At 54.6% G+C, this 17065-nt stretch carries 9 protein-coding genes; all 9 read left to right on the top strand.

All coding sequences use genetic code 11. From position 1 onward, the window contains the following. Positions 1 to 235 precede the first annotated feature (235 nt). The 9 genes from OU789_RS03110 to pglZ are packed head-to-tail and all read left to right on the top strand — an operon-like array spanning position 236 to position 17058. The gene (locus OU789_RS03110; protein WP_260112387.1) at positions 236 to 1108 is read left to right on the top strand and encodes a WYL domain-containing protein; all 873 of its coding nucleotides are present in this window, start codon (positions 236 to 238) and stop codon (positions 1106 to 1108) included. Continuing rightward, a complete protein-coding gene (locus OU789_RS03105) occupies positions 1105 to 1719 on the top strand; it encodes a DUF1819 family protein (protein ID WP_274653196.1) in 615 nt (204 codons plus the stop codon). Before OU789_RS03110 ends, OU789_RS03105 begins: the two co-directional genes overlap by 4 nt. A 1-nt stretch (position 1720) precedes the next feature. Beyond that, positions 1721 to 2323, top strand: coding sequence for a DUF1788 domain-containing protein (locus OU789_RS03100; RefSeq protein ID WP_274653194.1), 603 nt, complete (start codon positions 1721 to 1723; stop codon positions 2321 to 2323). Positions 2324 to 2327: 4 nt separating this feature from the next. Continuing rightward, positions 2328 to 5846, top strand: a complete 3519-nt coding sequence (gene brxC, locus OU789_RS03095; RefSeq protein ID WP_274653192.1) for a BREX system P-loop protein BrxC — start codon at positions 2328 to 2330, stop codon at positions 5844 to 5846. Beyond that, the gene (locus OU789_RS03090) at positions 5846 to 7033 is read left to right on the top strand and encodes an AAA family ATPase (protein WP_274653190.1); all 1188 of its coding nucleotides are present in this window, start codon (positions 5846 to 5848) and stop codon (positions 7031 to 7033) included. The genes brxC and OU789_RS03090 overlap by 1 nt, the downstream gene beginning before the upstream one ends. Beyond that, positions 7030 to 7581 carry a hypothetical protein gene (locus OU789_RS03085; protein WP_274653188.1) on the top strand — a complete coding sequence of 184 codons (552 nt, stop codon included), beginning with the start codon at positions 7030 to 7032 and terminating at the stop codon, positions 7579 to 7581. The genes OU789_RS03090 and OU789_RS03085 overlap by 4 nt, the downstream gene beginning before the upstream one ends. Continuing rightward, the gene (gene pglX, locus OU789_RS03080; protein WP_274653186.1) at positions 7581 to 11111 is read left to right on the top strand and encodes a BREX-1 system adenine-specific DNA-methyltransferase PglX; all 3531 of its coding nucleotides are present in this window, start codon (positions 7581 to 7583) and stop codon (positions 11109 to 11111) included. Before OU789_RS03085 ends, pglX (OU789_RS03080) begins: the two co-directional genes overlap by 1 nt. Next, on the top strand, positions 11111 to 14566 hold the full coding sequence (gene pglX / locus OU789_RS03075; protein WP_274653184.1) for a BREX-1 system adenine-specific DNA-methyltransferase PglX: 3456 nt from the start codon (positions 11111 to 11113) through the stop codon (positions 14564 to 14566). Before pglX (OU789_RS03080) ends, pglX (OU789_RS03075) begins: the two co-directional genes overlap by 1 nt. Continuing rightward, positions 14563 to 17058: a BREX-1 system phosphatase PglZ type A gene (pglZ, locus tag OU789_RS03070; protein WP_274653182.1), complete on the top strand. Its 2496-nt coding sequence runs from the start codon at positions 14563 to 14565 to the stop codon at positions 17056 to 17058. The genes pglX (OU789_RS03075) and pglZ overlap by 4 nt, the downstream gene beginning before the upstream one ends. Positions 17059 to 17065: the final 7 nt, after the last annotated feature.

The raw sequence follows: 17065 nt of genomic DNA, 5'->3' as shown, positions 1-17065 counted from the left end.
CGGGGTGAGCGGGCCAACGGCCCGTTGAGCCTCGGTGCAGTCTATTGGGAGATGTTGCCCGCGCGCTTAAGCGCGGGTTCTTCTGAAACCATGCGATACTTCCTGGGTCGCGCGCGATACAAGACCGAAGCAATCCCTCAACCCGCTGACAGAATTACAAGATATTGCAGACAGTCCGCTGAGTATATGGTTCTTAAATCTAGACCCATCCTCTAGGTTGCACTAGACTTAGGCTATGACAAGCGAATCGAACAGTCTTTCACGATGGCAGCAGGATCGCCGTGCATTCATTGAGCACAGGGTCTTTTGGCGTGGACGTGTCGGCCTTGCGGATCTGATGGACGTTATGGGCCTCAGTCGGGCTCAAGCTTCGAAAGACCTCAATAGCTACATCAATGATCATCCCGAACACATCATCTACGATAAAACGGCCAAGACCTACGTTCTGGGCCCGAAATTCGAAGAACACTACACTGCGCTTGATCCGTCAGAGTATCTTGATGATCTCCTGTCGATCTCACGGGGCGGTTCAGTCCCCGCTGCAGACTGGATTGTCTACCAACCGGACATTCTGGCAACCACTGTGCCTGGACGCGGACTAAGCGCGCTAACACTTCGCAACCTCTTATTAGCCTGTGAACAGCGCAAAGAGCTGCAAATAAGCTATCAGTCGATGTCGTCCCCCGATCCAGAAGATCGCGTTATCATTCCTCATGCCCTTGCACATGACGGATTTCGTTGGCATGCGAGAGCGCTTTGCTCAAAAGACCAAGTCTTCAAAGACTTTGTTCTCGGACGCATACTAAAGAGCGCATTGGGGGAACAATCAGATGTCGACGCCGGTACAGATGAAGACTGGCACCAAACAGTAACGCTCAAAATCGCACCGCACCCTGGCCTTCCTGAAAACCAACGCAGGATTGTCGAGCTCGACTATGCAATGAATGACGGGGCGGCAGAACTTTCAGTGCGAAAGTGCCTATTGTTTTACAATCTGAAGCGGCTAGGCCTTGATGTTGATCCAAGTATCCGCACCCCACAGGATCAGCATATAGTTTTGATCAATGACGGAGAAGTCCGCGCTGCTCTCGAGAGGGGACGGCGATGAGTGCTTTCGCGAGACAAGACTACAAGATGTCATTTAGCACCGGCGGGCTCTTCCTGAACGAAAGCCTGGAAGTCGCGCGCTTGCATGAAGACGGTGAAGCGTGGGAAGACACAATTCTCAGAGCCATGGAGGAAGGCACAACCAGCCTACCGAAATCAGCATCGAACCGCCGATCGTTGCGCGAAATTTCTAACCGACTGCTTACTCTTACGGATGAGGAACGCGCTTACCTTGTGGAAGAGGCGGACCGCTCCGAACAGCAGGCGCTGTTGTGGATCGCCACATGCCGCGCATACCGGTTCGTTCGTGAATTTGCGGTGGAAGTGGTGAGAGAGCGATACCTGTCTTACCAACTCGATTTACCGCTCGAAAGCTTTGACATTCTTTTTGAGGCAAAAGCTGAATGGGATGAAGGACTGGCCGGATTAAGTCGGTCGACCCGTCTTAAACTTCGTCAAATCACTTTTCGCATGATGCGTGAAGCCGGGATCATTTCAGAAGATGATCGCATTCAAACCGCGATTATTTCCACACATTTGAAACACATGATTGAAGATCACAACCCCGGCGAACTGGCCATTTTCCCCAGTGTTCCGGTTGAGGGAGCTTAATTTGAAACGAGAACTAAACCGGAAAGAGCGGGCCGAGCACCTCTACCGCGTGATCACGAGTGAACGCTTCCTGACCAAACAAGGCCTAGGGAATGAAGTGCCATTTTTCATCTATCCCTTTCCCGCTGAGGAAGGGCTCACCATGGTTGAGGATCGTGAAGATCTTGTGACCCGAATTCAGCACTCCGGCACTCGAGTGTTGGACCTGAACCTCTACGATCTCGCTCTCGAAATACTTTCAGAGCGCGGGATCTTAGAGCAGGTTCTTGAAATTGAGGCCGACAGTAGCAAGGGTGAGATCAAGGAGCTTCTACAAGGCGTCTTGGACCCACAGGCCCACCTGATCCCGCGTATTGGCCAGGCGATCCAAGCGACCCCACATGACGTCATTTTCTTGTCGGGCGTCGGTGAGGTATACCCTTACATCCGCTCTCACAACGTGCTGAACAACCTACAAAGCACGGCGAAAGAAGCACCAACCGTTCTCTTCTTCCCAGGAAGCTACACCCATGCTTTGGCGACTGGCGCGTCATTGGATCTCTTTGGTCAGCTTCATGACGACAAGTATTACCGCGCCTTCAACATTCTGAATTACGAGGTCTAAGCCCATGGCCCAGCTGCTAAAAGACATTTTTGAGAAACCCGTTGATCGCGCCATTGACGGCGTCATTAAGGCCGATGACGAGGCAAGCCTTCGCATCGAACTCGACGAGTACGTCATCACAGGGGAGATCGGCCAACGGCTGGAACAGTTCCTCGAGGCCTACAACAATTATGACACTTCAAATGGCGTCTGGATATCTGGCTTCTTTGGCTCTGGTAAGTCGCACTTGCTGAAGATGCTGGCTCTACTGCTTGAAAATCGTGAAGTCGACGGCAAAACCGCTCACGAGATCTTCGCTGAAAAACTCAAGGGCGAGCCAATGCTGGCAGGCGCACTCAACAAGGCCGTTTCCATCCCGTCGAAATCGATCTTGTTCAATATCGACCAGAAGGCAGATGTGATCTCAAAAACGGATGTAGATGCGCTTCTATCTGTCTTCCAAAAGGTCTTTGACGAAGCCTGCGGGTTTTATGGCAAACAGCCTCATATCGCGCAATTCGAACGCGACTTGCAGGGGCGTGGGCAATTCGAGGCATTCAAAGAAGCTTTTCGAAGCGCTGCCGGGAAAGACTGGGAGCGCGGTCGAGAACAGGCGCTACTCGAAGCCAAGAACATTGCGACAGCGTTTGCAGAAGCAACCGGTGGTGATCCTTCAGATGCAAAAGACATCCTGAGCCAATACCGGAAGGACACACGCGTCTCGATTGAGGACTTCGCTGGAACAGTCAAAGCTTGGATCGATGACCAGCCCAAGGGCTTCCGGCTCAACTTCTTCGTTGACGAAGTCGGCCAGTATATTGCGGACAATGTAAAACTCATGACCAACCTGCAAACTATTGCAGAGAGCCTTAACACCAAATGCAAAGGGCAAGCTTGGATCATAGTAACTGCGCAGCAAGACATGGCGTCGGTTATCGGCGACATGACGCAACAGCAAGAGAATGACTTCTCCAAAATCCAGGCCCGCTTCAGCAACCGCATGCCGCTGAACTCGGCCGATGTCGCCGAAGTGATCCAGCGCCGCCTCCTCGCCAAGACGTCGGAAGGGCAAGTAACGCTTGGCAACCTTCATGACCGCGAAGAAAACAACCTCAAGACCCTGTTCGATTTTGCTGACGGCTCGATGAAGCTCAAAAACTACCGGGATCGCGACCACTTCATCTCAAGTTATCCTTTCCCCCCCTATCAGTATGACCTCTTTCAAATGGCGATCACGTCTTTGTCGGAGCACAACGCATTTGAAGGCAAACACAGCTCGGTCGGCGAGCGGTCGATGTTGGGCGTTTTCCAAGAGGTCTCGAAGAAGCTGAAAGACAAAGAAGTTGGTGGGCTGGCCACTTTCGATCTCATGTTCGAAGGGATCCGCACCGCACTGAAATCTTCGGTTCAACAGAGTATTCAGATTGCCGAAAAAAACCTGGACGATCCTTTTGCCGTTCGGGTTTTGAAATCCTTGTTTCTTGTCAAATACGTCAAAGGCTTCAAACCATCGGTTCGAAACATCGGAATTCTGCTGCTGTCAGAGTTTGAGGCGGACCAGACGAGCCAACGCCGCAAGATCGAGGAAGCATTGAGCCGTCTGGAAAGGGAAACCTACATCCAGCGGAACGGTGAGGTCTATGAGTTCCTCACCAATGAGGAAAAGGATGTCGAAGCGGAAATCAAAGCCCTCGACATAGACCCTTCTGAGCTCTCGAAGGAACTCGAAACCCTCGCATTCGATACCATTCTGCGTCATCGCAAGATCAAGCATCTCGCAACGAATAGCGAATATGCCTTTACCCGGAAACTCGATGATCACGCGGTTGGTCGCGAGTACGAACTGGCAATCAATCTCGTTTCGCCCCTCAGCGACGAGGTTGAAAGCCCCGATGGCATTCGAATGAAAACCATGTCTCGGGAAGAGCTAGCGGTTGCCATGAAACCAGATGCCAACTTCGTCCGCGACCTGATCCTGTTTAAGCAAACGGACAAGTTTATCCGTCAGTCCCGCAGCGGTTCTACGCAGCCGGGTCGCGACCGTATCGTCGCAGAAAAAGGAGAACAAAACGGCCGCCGCGCAAAGGACCTTGAAATGCGGCTTCGCAAGTTGATGGGAAGCGCCCGACTTTTCGTCAGGGGTGACGAATTGGAGATCGGTGGAGAGGATGCTCAAGAGCGCATTAGCAAGGCGTTCCAGTCCCTGGTCGACAAAGTCTACACCAATCTCCCGATGCTGCGCGGCGTCAGTTATACCGAGGCCGATATCAACAAAGCGGTACAGTCGGAAAGCGGGCTCTTCGGTTCTGACGGCACAGGTATCAACGAAGCCGAACAAGACGTCCTCAGCTTCATCAATGCGCAGGCACGCAACGGGGTGAAGGTCTCCGTCAAATATCTTGCTGATCGGTTCACATCCAAACCCTACGGCTGGCCAGTTACCGCAGTCCTTTGCCTTGCGGGCAGCTTGGTCGCCAAAGGCAAAATCGAAGCGCGCGTCGACAGCGCCATCAAGGAAGGCTTGGAGCTTGCCAAAGCGTTGAACAACAGTCACGCGCTACCGAACATATTACTGACCCCTCAGACGGAATTCTCCGCTGCTGAAATACGGCGGGCAAAAGAACTTTATCAGGAACTCTTTGCACATCCCTCATCAGGAACAGATGCGCGTGGTTTGGGTGCGGAATGGGCTACAAGCATTGATACACTTGAAGCCGAGGTAGACGGGCTTGTTCGCCAGTCGCACCGCTACCCTTTCCTAACCGCGCTCGAGCCGTTTCATGAACTGCTGCGGGGCATGAAAGGCAAGCCAGCGAACTGGTATATTTCCGACGCGCCCAAGCGCGAGGATGACCTTCTGAACGCGAAGGAAGATATCCTGGACAAGGTGAAGTCCTTCATGGGTGGCGCGCAAAAGGGTATCTACGACGATGCCCGCGATATGCTCACCAGCCAATCTGCCAACATCGACTATGTCGATCCTGATGCTGGGGCGAAGCTGCGCGCCGCATTAGAGGATCCGGGCTGCTTTAAAGGCTCAATGATCCAGAACCTCAAATCTGACCTGTTTGATCTGAAAAACAAGGTCGAACTCAAGGTGCTTGAGGAACGCAAAGCCGTCATCGCAGAGGTCGAAGACGTCTCTGCCAAGATCGCACAAATGCCGGACTTCCAGGCGCTCGACACGGACAAACAGGCCCGCATCACCGCCCGCATTGAAAGCCACAAGGCAGGTCTTGATACGGTCACGCTGATCCCCGTGCTGCGCGACCGTGCCAATGGTGCGCGTACCAACCTGCTGTCGGACGTCGTCACCGAACTCGACCACCTCGCGCGACCGACACCTGCGCCCGGGCCTCAGCCCGGCATGTCGGACCGGCCTGCGCCCGCGCCGCTGCCCCCCACAACGGTTCTCGCCTCGCAGCTGAAGGTCACAGCCCCTAAAACGCTGCTGACCGATGAGGCCGACGTCGACCAATACCTTCAAGAAATGAAAAAGACCCTGCTGGCCGAAATCCGCGCGGGCAAGAAAGTAATTGTGTAATGATAGCTAATCTTAAATTCGAGAACTTCACAGCGTTCGAAAAACTGGATCTTTCTCTTTCCCCTCGGCTTAACGTTGTTATAGGGTCAAACGGGACTGGGAAAACGCTTCTATTAAAGGCTATCTATGGCTTAGGCCTGATCGCCGGCAATAGATATCCTAATCGCTCAGACGAAGGTTTCGCGGCCTCAGCATCAGGAAAATTCCTGAGCATTTTTTCAACTGAGGACGACAAGGTTGGAACCCTCTCTTCCAAAGGGACTCAATCGCAAACCCGGCTGCGACTGGTGAACAGCGATGATTCCGCCGTTGAGGTAACTTTCAGTGCGAGGTCTCAATACTTGGATTTTGCCTCAGCCGCCGCGAAACCCAAATCTGCCGACACGCCTGTCTACATCCCGACCAAAGAGGTGCTTTCCTTGGTTCGTGGCATTCGCCACCCCAAACATGACCGCGCTACTGTCGAGATGATTTTCGATGATGGCTATGTGAACCTTGCTGAACTTCTTATGCAGCCTGGCTTCGACGAAAAATCTGATCTCCTCGAAGATCCGAGGCTCTCGAATGTAATTCGCGATCTGGTTACTCTGGTGGGGGGGCGCTATCGCGCAAAAAGTGACGGCGGTTTCGAGTTTCAGCCTGGGCGGTATGAAGAAAAAGTTAAGCCGACGACAGACGATGGTGAGGGTAAATCCAAAGCTCAAATCGCGAAGGCATATCAAGATTCGACCCAGACCAGATTTGTTTCGAATGACGTTCAGGCTTTCCCAACTGGCATGACTGCTGAAGGATACCGCAAGATCGGTGTTCTTCACCGCTTACTATGTAACGGATCGATCAGCCCCGGCAAAACGGGGGCCCTTCTATGGGATGAGCCAGAGTCGAACCTGAATCCAAAACTGATGAAGAAGCTGGTTCAGGTTCTTTTGGAGCTTTCCCGCAACGGACAACAAATCATTCTTGCTACCCACGACTACGTGCTTCTGAAGTGGCTAGATCTTCTTACGGACGAAGGGAAAGAAGACCATATACGTTTCCACGCGATTTACCAGGATCCTGCCACGCAGAAAATGAGCGTCGAAAGCGCCGACAGCTATGCGCTTATTTCCAAGACAGCTATCTCGGACACCTTTGCTGAACTCTTCGATGAAGACATGGCTCGTGCGCTCGGAGCGCCGAGCCCATGAAGCTGTACAGAGCCGAAAAAAATGCTGATCTCGAGTTTTCGTTTCCAGATGAAGCGATATGGGATGAACTTGATAAACAGGGAGTGAAGCTTCCGGTTCAAATGAAATTTGTCGATCTCGTTATCGAAAGAGAGAACGACATTTTGCTTGTTGAAATTAAGGATCCTTCGAACAAGAGAACTCCACCTGATGAGAGAGCGAAATATTTCAAAAGGCTTTCAGACAATTCGATTCTAACCCAAGAATTGACACCGAAGGCGCGCAGTTCATATACGTTTTTGCATTTGATGGAGCGAGACACCAAACCGCTCAAATACGTCGTTCTAATCGGTCTCGATGCCTACGATCCGATTCAACAGAAGGCATTGCTTACGGGCTTCAAAGATCGCCTTCTAGCCGATATTCGATGCGAGACAGACACCCCCTGGCGACGGCAACACATAGCTGATTGTGTGGTGGTGTCCGTTGATATCTGGAACAAAACATTCGCCGATTGGCCCGTAGCCCGGATTGCCGAAGCGACTGATATTGCGGAGGCCATCGACTGATGGATACCACAAAGCTTAGAAAGTTCGCCCAATTTGCGCGGAGCACTTTGATTGATCAAGTCGCCGCAAGGATGGACGCCGTCTTGAGCGACGGCTCAAGGGCTCGACGAGAACACCCGAAGGCGTTCAAGAAACTTGAGGCATTTGTCGCCAAACATGGACCAGAGCACGTCGTCGAAAAGGTGGCCTATGTCTGGTTCAACAGGTTCACCGCTTTGCGGTACATGGATGTGAACGGTCTCTCTCCTGTTCGCGTTGTGTCTCCGTCCGTTGGTCAATTTCAACCTGAGATACTTTCGGATGCAAAATCAGGGAGTATCAACGAGCAAATTGTTTCCGAAATCACCCGGCAAAAGGTCCTAAGCTTGTTGGACGGGCGTATCGATAGTCCGGACCCTCAAGGAGAGGCGTACAGATTGCTTGTGGTCGCGGCATGCAACTACTGGCATGAGGCATTGCCGTTCATGTTCGAGCGCATCGACGACTATACTGAGCTACTAATGCCTTCGGACCTCCAGTCCAACGCTTCGATCCTCGCCTACCTCCGTGAGGCGATGACACCTGACGTGTGTGAGGACGTCGAGATCATCGGCTGGCTCTACCAGTTCTACATCTCCGAGAAGAAGGATCAGGTCTTCGCGGGCCTCAAGAAGAACCAGAAGATCACGGCCGAAAACATCCCCGCCGCGACGCAGCTGTTCACTCCCCATTGGATCGTCCGCTACCTGGTGGAAAACTCGCTGGGGCGGCTCTGGCTGCTGAACAAACCGCACAGCGGGCTGGCGGCCAAGATGGATTATTACATCGCGCCCGAAGAGCCCGAGACGGACTTCCTGCGCATCACCAAGCCCGAAGAGATCCGCATCTGCGATCCGGCCGCAGGCTCGGGGCACATGCTGACCTATGCCTTTGACCTGCTCTACGCCATCTACGAGGAAGAGGGCTATGACGCGACCGAGATCCCCGCGCTGATCCTGACGCACAACCTGACAGGGGTGGAAATTGACGACCGCGCGGGCGCGCTGGCGGCCTTTGCGCTGGCGATGAAGGCGGCGGCCAAGCTGGGGCGGCGGCGGTTCCTGCGGATGGCGGCCAAGCCCGACATCTGCGTGTTGCAGAACGTGGTCTTTACCGATACCGAGATGCAGGACGTGGCCGCCGTAGTGGGCAAGGATCTGTTCACCGATGAGCTCCGCGAGACGCTGGGACAGTTCGAGCAGGCCAAGAACTTCGGCTCGCTGATCGTGCCGAAACTGCGTGATCCGGCGGAAACCCTGCGGGTGGTCGAGGCGCGACTTTCGGATGCCGATCTGGTGCTGAAACCGGTGCTGGAGCGCGTCATCGCTGTGCTGCGCATGGCCGAGGCGTTGTCGCCAAAGTATCACGTGGTGGTGGCCAACCCGCCATATATGAATGCCAAAAGTATGAACGCCCGATTGATTGAGTTCGCAAAATTCAATTACGTCGCGTCTAAATCAGACTTGTTCGGGATGTTCATGGAGCGCGGCCTCCAGCTATCCGAAGAGTCTGCTTCGTTGGCAATGATAAACATGCAAGCTTGGATGTATCTGTCCGGTTATGAAGAATTGCGACAAAAGTTGCTTTCAAAGTGCCACATCACATCGATGGCACACATCGGCGCGAGAGGGTTTGACAGCATTGGCGGTGAAGTCGTTTCCACAACCGCCTTTGTTATCCAAAACCTAAAGAATGATCATTTGAAAGGTGTTTTTCTCGATTTGACCTCAGGTCGGTCGGAAGCCGAGAAATCGAACCAATTCACGGCGGCACTGAGCGGCGAAGATCGCAGTATAGTTTTCCATGCAGCCACGTCCGATTTCAGATCCCTCCCGGGTATGCCTATCGTCTACTCGGCATCTGAAGCAACACTCCGAGCTTTTTCCTCGGGCAAATCAATGGCCGATATAGCCAATTGCCGCGCAGGATTAACGACCGGCGACAACACAATCTTCCAGCGGCGCTGGACAGAAACATCCTTTCTAAAAATGAAACTGGATGCAGCAAGCCGCGACGACGCAATTCTGTCAGGAAAAACGTGGTTTCCGTGTAGCAGTGGAGGAGAGTATCGCAAGTGGTATGGAAATAACGAAATTGTTGTAAATTGGCGAAATGACGGGAAGGAGATCCGAGAGTTCGCCGCTCCTGACGGCCGCCTAAAGGCGAGCCCGCGCAGTCGAGAATTTTATTTTCGACCAGGGTTCACGTGGGCTAAAATTAGCACAGGGAATTTCTCGCCAAGACTTCTACCCCAAGGATTTATTTTTGATGACACGGGGCAGTCGGCTTTCCCAGAGAGGCAAAGCATTTCAGTTCTCAGCCTCGTTGCATTGGCATGTGCCTCTACAACTAATTTTTTCCTGTCACACATCAGTCAGACTATATCATTTAATAAAGGCGATGTGGCTCGCGTACCTACGTCCAACCCCTTGCCCGACCAAACCGAAACCGCGCGCAGGGCTGTAGCAATTTCGAAGTCAGACTGGGACGCCTACGAAACCTCTTGGGATTTCACCACGCTTGCGCTGCTCTCGCCCGATCATCGCGGCGAGAAGCTGGAGGACAGTTACGCCACCCTCCGCGCCCATTGGCAGTCTATGACGGACGAGATGCAGGCCCTTGAGGAAGAGAACAACCGCATCTTCATCGACGCCTATGGCCTGCAGGACGAGCTTACCCCCGAGGTGCCGATCGAGGAAATCACCCTCACCTGCAACCCCGCCTATTCGATCAAGGGAGATAAGACCGACGTTGAGCGCGATGCCGACCTTCGCAAGCGCACTATGGAGGAGTTCCTCAGCTACGCCGTGGGCTGCATGTTCGGTCGATATAGCCTCGACGCACCAGGCCTGATCCTCGCCAATCAGGGCGAGACGCTGCCCGACTACCTCGACCGCGTGCCCGAACCCACCTTCATGCCGGACGAAGACAACGTCATTCCTGTGCTCGACGAAAACTGGTTCCCCGATGACATAACCGAACGCTTCCGCCTGTTCCTGCGCGTGACCTTCGGCGAGGCGCATTTCCGCGAGAACCTGAAGTTCATCGAGGACGCGCTTGGCAAGAACGGAAAGCCAAGGTCCCTGAGAGACTATTTCACCAAGGATTTCTACGCCGACCACGTGAAGCGCTACAAGAAGCGCCCTATCTACTGGATGTTTTCCAGCCCCAAGGGCACGTTCAACGCGCTGATCTACATGCACCGCTATCGAGCCGACACAGTGTCCGTGCTGCTCAACGACTACCTGCGCGAATTTATCACCAAGCTGGAGGGTGAACGCGTGAATGAACAAAAAAGGTCTGATGATCCGACTGAGACCAAAGCTAACCAAACAAAGGCACTGAAAAAAGTCAGCGTATTGTCCAAGCAGATCAACGAACTGAATGAATGGGAACGCGAGGTGATCTTCCCACTCGCGCAGCGGAAAATTGAGATCGACCTCGATAAAGGGGTGAAAGCAAACTATCCGGAATTCGGGTCAGCCCTGAAGAAGATCACGGGGCTCAACTGATGGATACCAACGCGCTCAAGAAGTTTGCTCAGGCCGCCCGCAACCTGCTGATCGATCAGGTCACCTCCAAGCTCGACGTCGTGCTGGCCGAAGGCAGCGCCGCGCGGCGGGAGGCCCCCAAAGCCGTCAAAGACCTCGAAAACGCCATCGCCAAAGCCGACAAACAGCAGGTCATCGAACAGGTCGCTTACACGTGGTTCAACCGCTTCACCGCCCTGCGCTTCATGGATGCGGGCGGCTACACGCCGGTCCGTACCGTCTCCCCAGCTGACGGCGCAACCCGGCCCGAGCTGTTGTCAGAGGCGATGGCGGGCAACCTACCGGACAGTGCGCCTGCCACTATCCAATCCCTCCTCGACGGGCGCACGCCGTCCCATGACCCACAGGCCGAAGCATACCGCCTCCTGCTCGTCCACACCTGCAATCAGTGGCACGGCCCCATGCCGTTCCTGTTTGAACAGATCGACGACTACACCGAACTGTTGATGCCGGAGGATCTGTTGTCGCAGACCTCGATCCTCGCCGAACTGCGCAAGGTCATGACCGAAGACGCTTGTCAGGATGTCGAGATCATCGGCTGGCTCTACCAGTTCTACATCTCGGAGAAGAAGGATCAGGTCTTCGCGGGCCTCAAGCAGAACCAGAAGATCACGGCCGAAAACATCCCCGCCGCGACGCAGCTGTTCACTCCCCATTGGATCGTCCGCTACCTGGTGGAAAACTCGCTGGGGCGGCTCTGGCTGCTGAACAAACCGCACAGCGGGCTGGCGGCCAAGATGGATTATTACATCGCGCCCGAAGAGCCCGAGACGGACTTCCTGCGCATCACCAAGCCCGAAGAGATCCGCATCTGCGATCCGGCCGCAGGCTCGGGGCACATGCTGACCTATGCCTTTGACCTGCTCTACGCCATCTACGAGGAAGAGGGCTATGACGCGACCGAGATCCCCGCGCTGATCCTGACGCACAACCTGACAGGGGTGGAAATTGACGACCGCGCGGGCGCGCTGGCGGCCTTTGCGCTGGCGATGAAGGCGGCGGCCAAGCTGGGGCGGCGGCGGTTCCTGCGGATGGCGGCCAAGCCCGACATCTGCGTGTTGCAGAACGTGGTCTTTACCGATACCGAGATGCAGGACGTGGCCGCCGTAGTGGGCAAGGATCTGTTCACCGATGAGCTGCGCGAGACGCTGGGCCAGTTCGAGCAGGCCAAGAACTTCGGTTCGCTGATCGTGCCGAAGCTGCGCGACCCGGCCGAGACGCTGCGGGTGGTGGCGGCGCGCGATTTCGGCGGCGACCTGCTGCTGAAGGAGGTGCAAGAGCGCGTCATCGCCGTGCTGCGCATGGCCGAGGCGCTGTCGCCAAAGTATCACGTCGTGGTGGCCAACCCGCCGTATATGAATGCGTCCGGTGCAAATGGCCCGCTCAAAGAACTGCTAAACTCGCAATACAAGAACTACAAATCTGACCTCTTTTCCGCCTTCTGCGCCAGATGTTTGTCACTATTGGAAGACAATGGGGTGTCTGGGCTTATGACACCATTCGTCTGGATGTTCATTTCGACACACGAGCATCTGAGGAATCTGTTTTTCTCCGACAACACGCTCCTTGGCCTCGTAAGACCATCATATACAGCCTTTTTTCAATCTGCGATTGTTCCAATTTGCGCCTTTCTTGTAACTCGATCCAAGAAACCAAATCTTCCAGCTCATTACTACGACCTTGGTTACCTTGGTAATGCAGGCGAGCAACCCGAGCGCTTCGCGCTTGCTAAATCTGGCAGTCTTGAAAACGGGACGTTCAGCAGAACTTCAACAGACATCCAATCCATACCCAACTCCCCTGTTGCATACTGGATTGGCGAAGGAACCATCTCCGCATTTTCAAGTCTTCCAAAGTTAGCTGAGGAATTTCCGGTCAAGTCAGGGATTATGACAGGCAATGATACTGCGTTCCTGCGTAACTGGCATGAAGTCCCGTTCAGAAGCATTTCCTTTGGTCTGCGCGATTCCAGCGAAATGACTGGGAAATTCTATCCTATGAGCAAAGGTGGTGACTTCAGGAAATGGTATGGAAACCTTGCACATGTAGTGAACCTTGAGAACGATGGGTACGATATCAAAAATTCGGGATTAAACTACAGGCTGCGAGAGAAAATCCTGTATTTCCAGCCATTTGTAACCTGGTCACGTATTACATCAAGCAACATTGGCTTTCGGCTTGTTGAGAATGGCATTCTCTTTTCCGACGCTGCTCCAGGAATTTTCTCGGGGAACGCAGTTCTGCCGACGCTTGCCGTAGTCAACTCAAATTCTGCGAAGCACTTCCTAGACGCTCTTAACCCTACGTTGAATTTTCAAACCGGAGATATCGAACGGCTTCCATATCTCGACGCAAGCAGCCGAAAAGCAATCGAGAAATTGCTATCACTCGCCCGCTTCGACTGGGACGCCTACGAAGCCTCCTGGGATTTCACCACGCTTCCATTGCTCTCGCCCGAACATCGCGGCGCGACGCTGGAGGACAGCTACGCCACCCTCCGCGCCCACTGGCAGGATATGACGGACGAAATGCAGCGGCTGGAGGAAGAGAACAACCGCATCTTCATCGACGCTTACGGCTTACAAGACGAGCTGACCCCCGAGGTGCCGCTGAACGAGATCACCCTCACCTGCAACCCCGCCTATCGCTATGGGGTGAAGGGCACCGAGGCCGACCGCGAAACCCGCCTGCGCGCCGACACCATGGCCGAGTTCCTCAGCTATGCCGTGGGCTGCATGTTTGGGCGCTACAGCCTCGACGAACCGGGCCTGATCCTCGCCAATCAGGGCGAGCGGCTGGCCGACTACCTCGCCCGCATCCCCGAGCCGCGCTTCATGCCGGATGAAGACAACGTCATCCCCGTGCTGGATGGCGACTGGTTCCCGGACGACATCACTGAACGCTTCCGCCTGTTCCTGCGCGTGACCTTCGGCGAGGCGCATTTCCGCGAGAACCTGAAGTTCATCGAGGACTCTCTGGGCAAGGACATCCGCAAATACTTCACCAAGGATTTCTACGCCGACCACGTGAAGCGCTATAAAAAGCGCCCGATCTACTGGATGGTCTCCTCCCCCAAGGGGACGTTCAACGCGCTGATCTACATGCACCGCTATCGCGGCGATACGGTGTCGGTGCTGCTCAACGACTACCTGCGTGAATTCATCACCAAGCTTGAGGGCGAGCGCACGCGGCTGGAAAAGCTGGCCGATGATCCCACCGCAACCCAAGGCCAAAAGACCAAGGCGCTGAAGGATGTAGCGAAGGTCGCCAAGCAGATCGACGAGCTGAACGAATGGGAACGCGACGTGATCTTCCCGCTGGCCCAGCAGAAGATCGAGATGGATCTGGATGACGGGGTGAAGGCAAACTATCCGAAGTTCGGCACTGCCCTGAAGAAGATTGCGGGGCTGTCATGACGGACCGGATCAAGGCGGGCCTAGAGCGGCTGTTCATCGATCACCGGATCGTCTTTTGGTACGACGCCGCGCGCGACATGCGGGGCGAATATGAGGCCGTGGATCTGCCGGGTGTGGAAAAGGTCGAGATCACCAATAACGAGTTCGGCCTGAAATACCGCATGCTGCGGCAAGAGCCGAAACAGAAGTTTCTGGTGTTCCACGACGGCCCCGCGCCCGAGATGGCCGACAATTGGCTGCTGGACCTCTATTTCGCCTGCGGCGTCTTCAAGGCCGATCAAGCGGCGATCTGGCTGGCAGAACTGGGCTTGCCGCTGCAATTCGAAGACGTGGTGCGCGACCACATGGAGTTCTACCGCGCCAAGAGCCGCATCGAGGCGCTGAAGCAGATGCTCACGCCATCGGACACCAAGACCGATGTGCTACGCCGCATGCTGGCCGTCTGCGCCGGGGCTCAGGGTGCCCTGGACACGGTCATCGAGGAGCTGTTGGCAGAGCTGGCGGACGAGCGCGACGATGCGATGCGCCTGATGGAGCGATCCGGTCTGACAGAGTTCTTCTGGAAACAGGTCGAGAATGCCTACGGCTATGTCAGCGATGCGCCTGACTTTGAGGATTTCGCGATCACCCTGTTCCAGTCCTGCTATGCCCGCGCCTTGGGCGAAGATGGCAAGCTGAACGGCGAAGCGCTGCTTGTCTTCCGCCGCTGGAAGAATAACCGGCTGGGGGCGAAGGCGTTTGAAACGCTGAGCGGGAAGTATCAAGATATCCTGAGGATCCCCGAAGACGTGCAAGAGCGCGACATCAAGGCTCTGCGTGCCATTGACCACTTCGAGGAGATCGACCGACAGATCATCCGGTCTCTGGTCCGTGAGATGGCGAGCCAGACAGTCTCATCTGCCGAGGTACTGAAGACTGTGCGAGAGCGTCGGCAAAGCCATTGGTATCCAACCTATGAGGATATTTATCAAGCCATCGGCTATGCCACAGAATTCCAGCAGGCGTTGGCTGAGGCGAACCTGACCATGACCTCCCCCGCTGAGGGGGTTAAGCGGTATATTTCGCACTGGTACAAGATCGACCAGCTCTACCGCAAATTCATCTATCATATGCAAAAAAGCGGTCAGGCCTCGCTGCTTAGCGCGTTATTCGAGAGCGTAGAGAACCGCTACACGACCAACTTCCTTCAGGCCGTCAATGATGCCTGGCAGGATCAGATCGCTGGACTGAGCGATTGGAAGATCTCGGGCTTTGCGCATCAGACCGATTTCTATATGGACCAGGCCGCTGAATTCCGCCGCCGCGATCAGAAGGTGGTGGTGATCATCTCTGACGCGTTGCGTTATGAGGTTGCAGAAGAAGCGCTGCGCGAGATCCGCAAGCTGAACCGGTTCGACGCCGACCTAAAGCCGATGATTTCTGCGCTGCCCAGCTACACGCAACTCGGCATGGCTGCGCTCTTACCGAACAAGGATCTGGAGCTGTCGGAGGACGGCAACGTGTCTTCGTTTGGCTTGCCTACTCAGGGAACCGCAAACCGCGAAAAGGTTCTGGGCATGGGGCGTGCCGGAGACCGTGTCAAAGCCATGAAGGCCGATGATTTCATGAGCTTGAAGGCGGACGACGGCAAAGAGATTTTCCGCGATCATGACATTCTCTACCTCTACCACAACAGGATCGACATCGTTGGCGACAAGCTCGCCACTGAGGAACGCGTGACAGAGGCTGCAGAAGTCGCTGTCGAGGATCTGACCAAACTGGTCCGCAAGCTTACGACGGCCAACTTTTCCAACATCCTTGTGACGGCCGATCACGGCTTCATCTATCAGCACCGCGCGTTGGATGAGACAGATTTTTCGGTAGCGGTTCCTGCTGGTGCGGAAATCCTTGTTAAGAATCGTCGATTTATCATTGGGCGAGACCTTGATGCGACATCTGGAATGAAGAAGTTCTCATCCGCAAATTTGGGTCTATCAGGTAACTTGGATGTTCTACTGCCCAATTCGATCAATCGTATGCGCGTCAAGGGGGCGGGAAGCCGGTTTGTGCATGGCGGGGCCACGCTTCAAGAGGTCATTGTTCCCGTACTCCGCGTTGGTAAACGACGCGAAGCCGATGTCGAAAAAGTTGAAGTGCAGATCATCGTAACTGGAAAAAGCCTGATCTCTTCCGGCCAAACGGCGGTCACTCTCTATCAAACGCAGCCGGTTTCAGAGAAACAGCAACAACGTGATGTTCTTGCTGGGATTTACGCTTCGGACGGCACGCTCATTTCAGATGAGCACCCGCTGACCTTTGACTACACCTCGCAAAATGCGCGCGAACGGGAGCTGCCCATCAAGTTCCTGCTTTCTCGCGATGCTGATCGGTTCAACAACCAGGACGTCTTCCTCAAGCTTCGCGAACGTATCGGCAAAACGAGCCACTTCGAAGATTACACAAGCCACCGTTTCCAACTGCGTCGTGGCATATCGACAGATTTCGACTTTTAAGGACCTA

Origin of the sequence: Halocynthiibacter sp. C4 (assembly GCF_028823805.1) — a bacterium.
In the GTDB taxonomy this organism is placed as follows: domain Bacteria; phylum Pseudomonadota; class Alphaproteobacteria; order Rhodobacterales; family Rhodobacteraceae; genus Falsihalocynthiibacter; species Falsihalocynthiibacter halioticoli.
This window is presented reverse-complemented; position numbering and strand designations above follow the sequence as displayed.

Coding starts and splice junctions, on each gene's coding strand:
- pglZ (WP_274653182.1), top strand. CDS start 14,563: ATGACGGACCGGATCAAGGCGGGCCTAGAGCGGCTGTTCATCGATCAC.
- OU789_RS03110 (WP_260112387.1), top strand. CDS start 236: ATGACAAGCGAATCGAACAGTCTTTCACGATGGCAGCAGGATCGCCGT.
- OU789_RS03105 (WP_274653196.1), top strand. CDS start 1,105: ATGAGTGCTTTCGCGAGACAAGACTACAAGATGTCATTTAGCACCGGC.
- OU789_RS03085 (WP_274653188.1), top strand. CDS start 7,030: ATGAAGCTGTACAGAGCCGAAAAAAATGCTGATCTCGAGTTTTCGTTT.
- OU789_RS03090 (WP_274653190.1), top strand. CDS start 5,846: ATGATAGCTAATCTTAAATTCGAGAACTTCACAGCGTTCGAAAAACTG.
- pglX (WP_274653184.1), top strand. CDS start 11,111: ATGGATACCAACGCGCTCAAGAAGTTTGCTCAGGCCGCCCGCAACCTG.
- brxC (WP_274653192.1), top strand. CDS start 2,328: ATGGCCCAGCTGCTAAAAGACATTTTTGAGAAACCCGTTGATCGCGCC.
- pglX (WP_274653186.1), top strand. CDS start 7,581: ATGGATACCACAAAGCTTAGAAAGTTCGCCCAATTTGCGCGGAGCACT.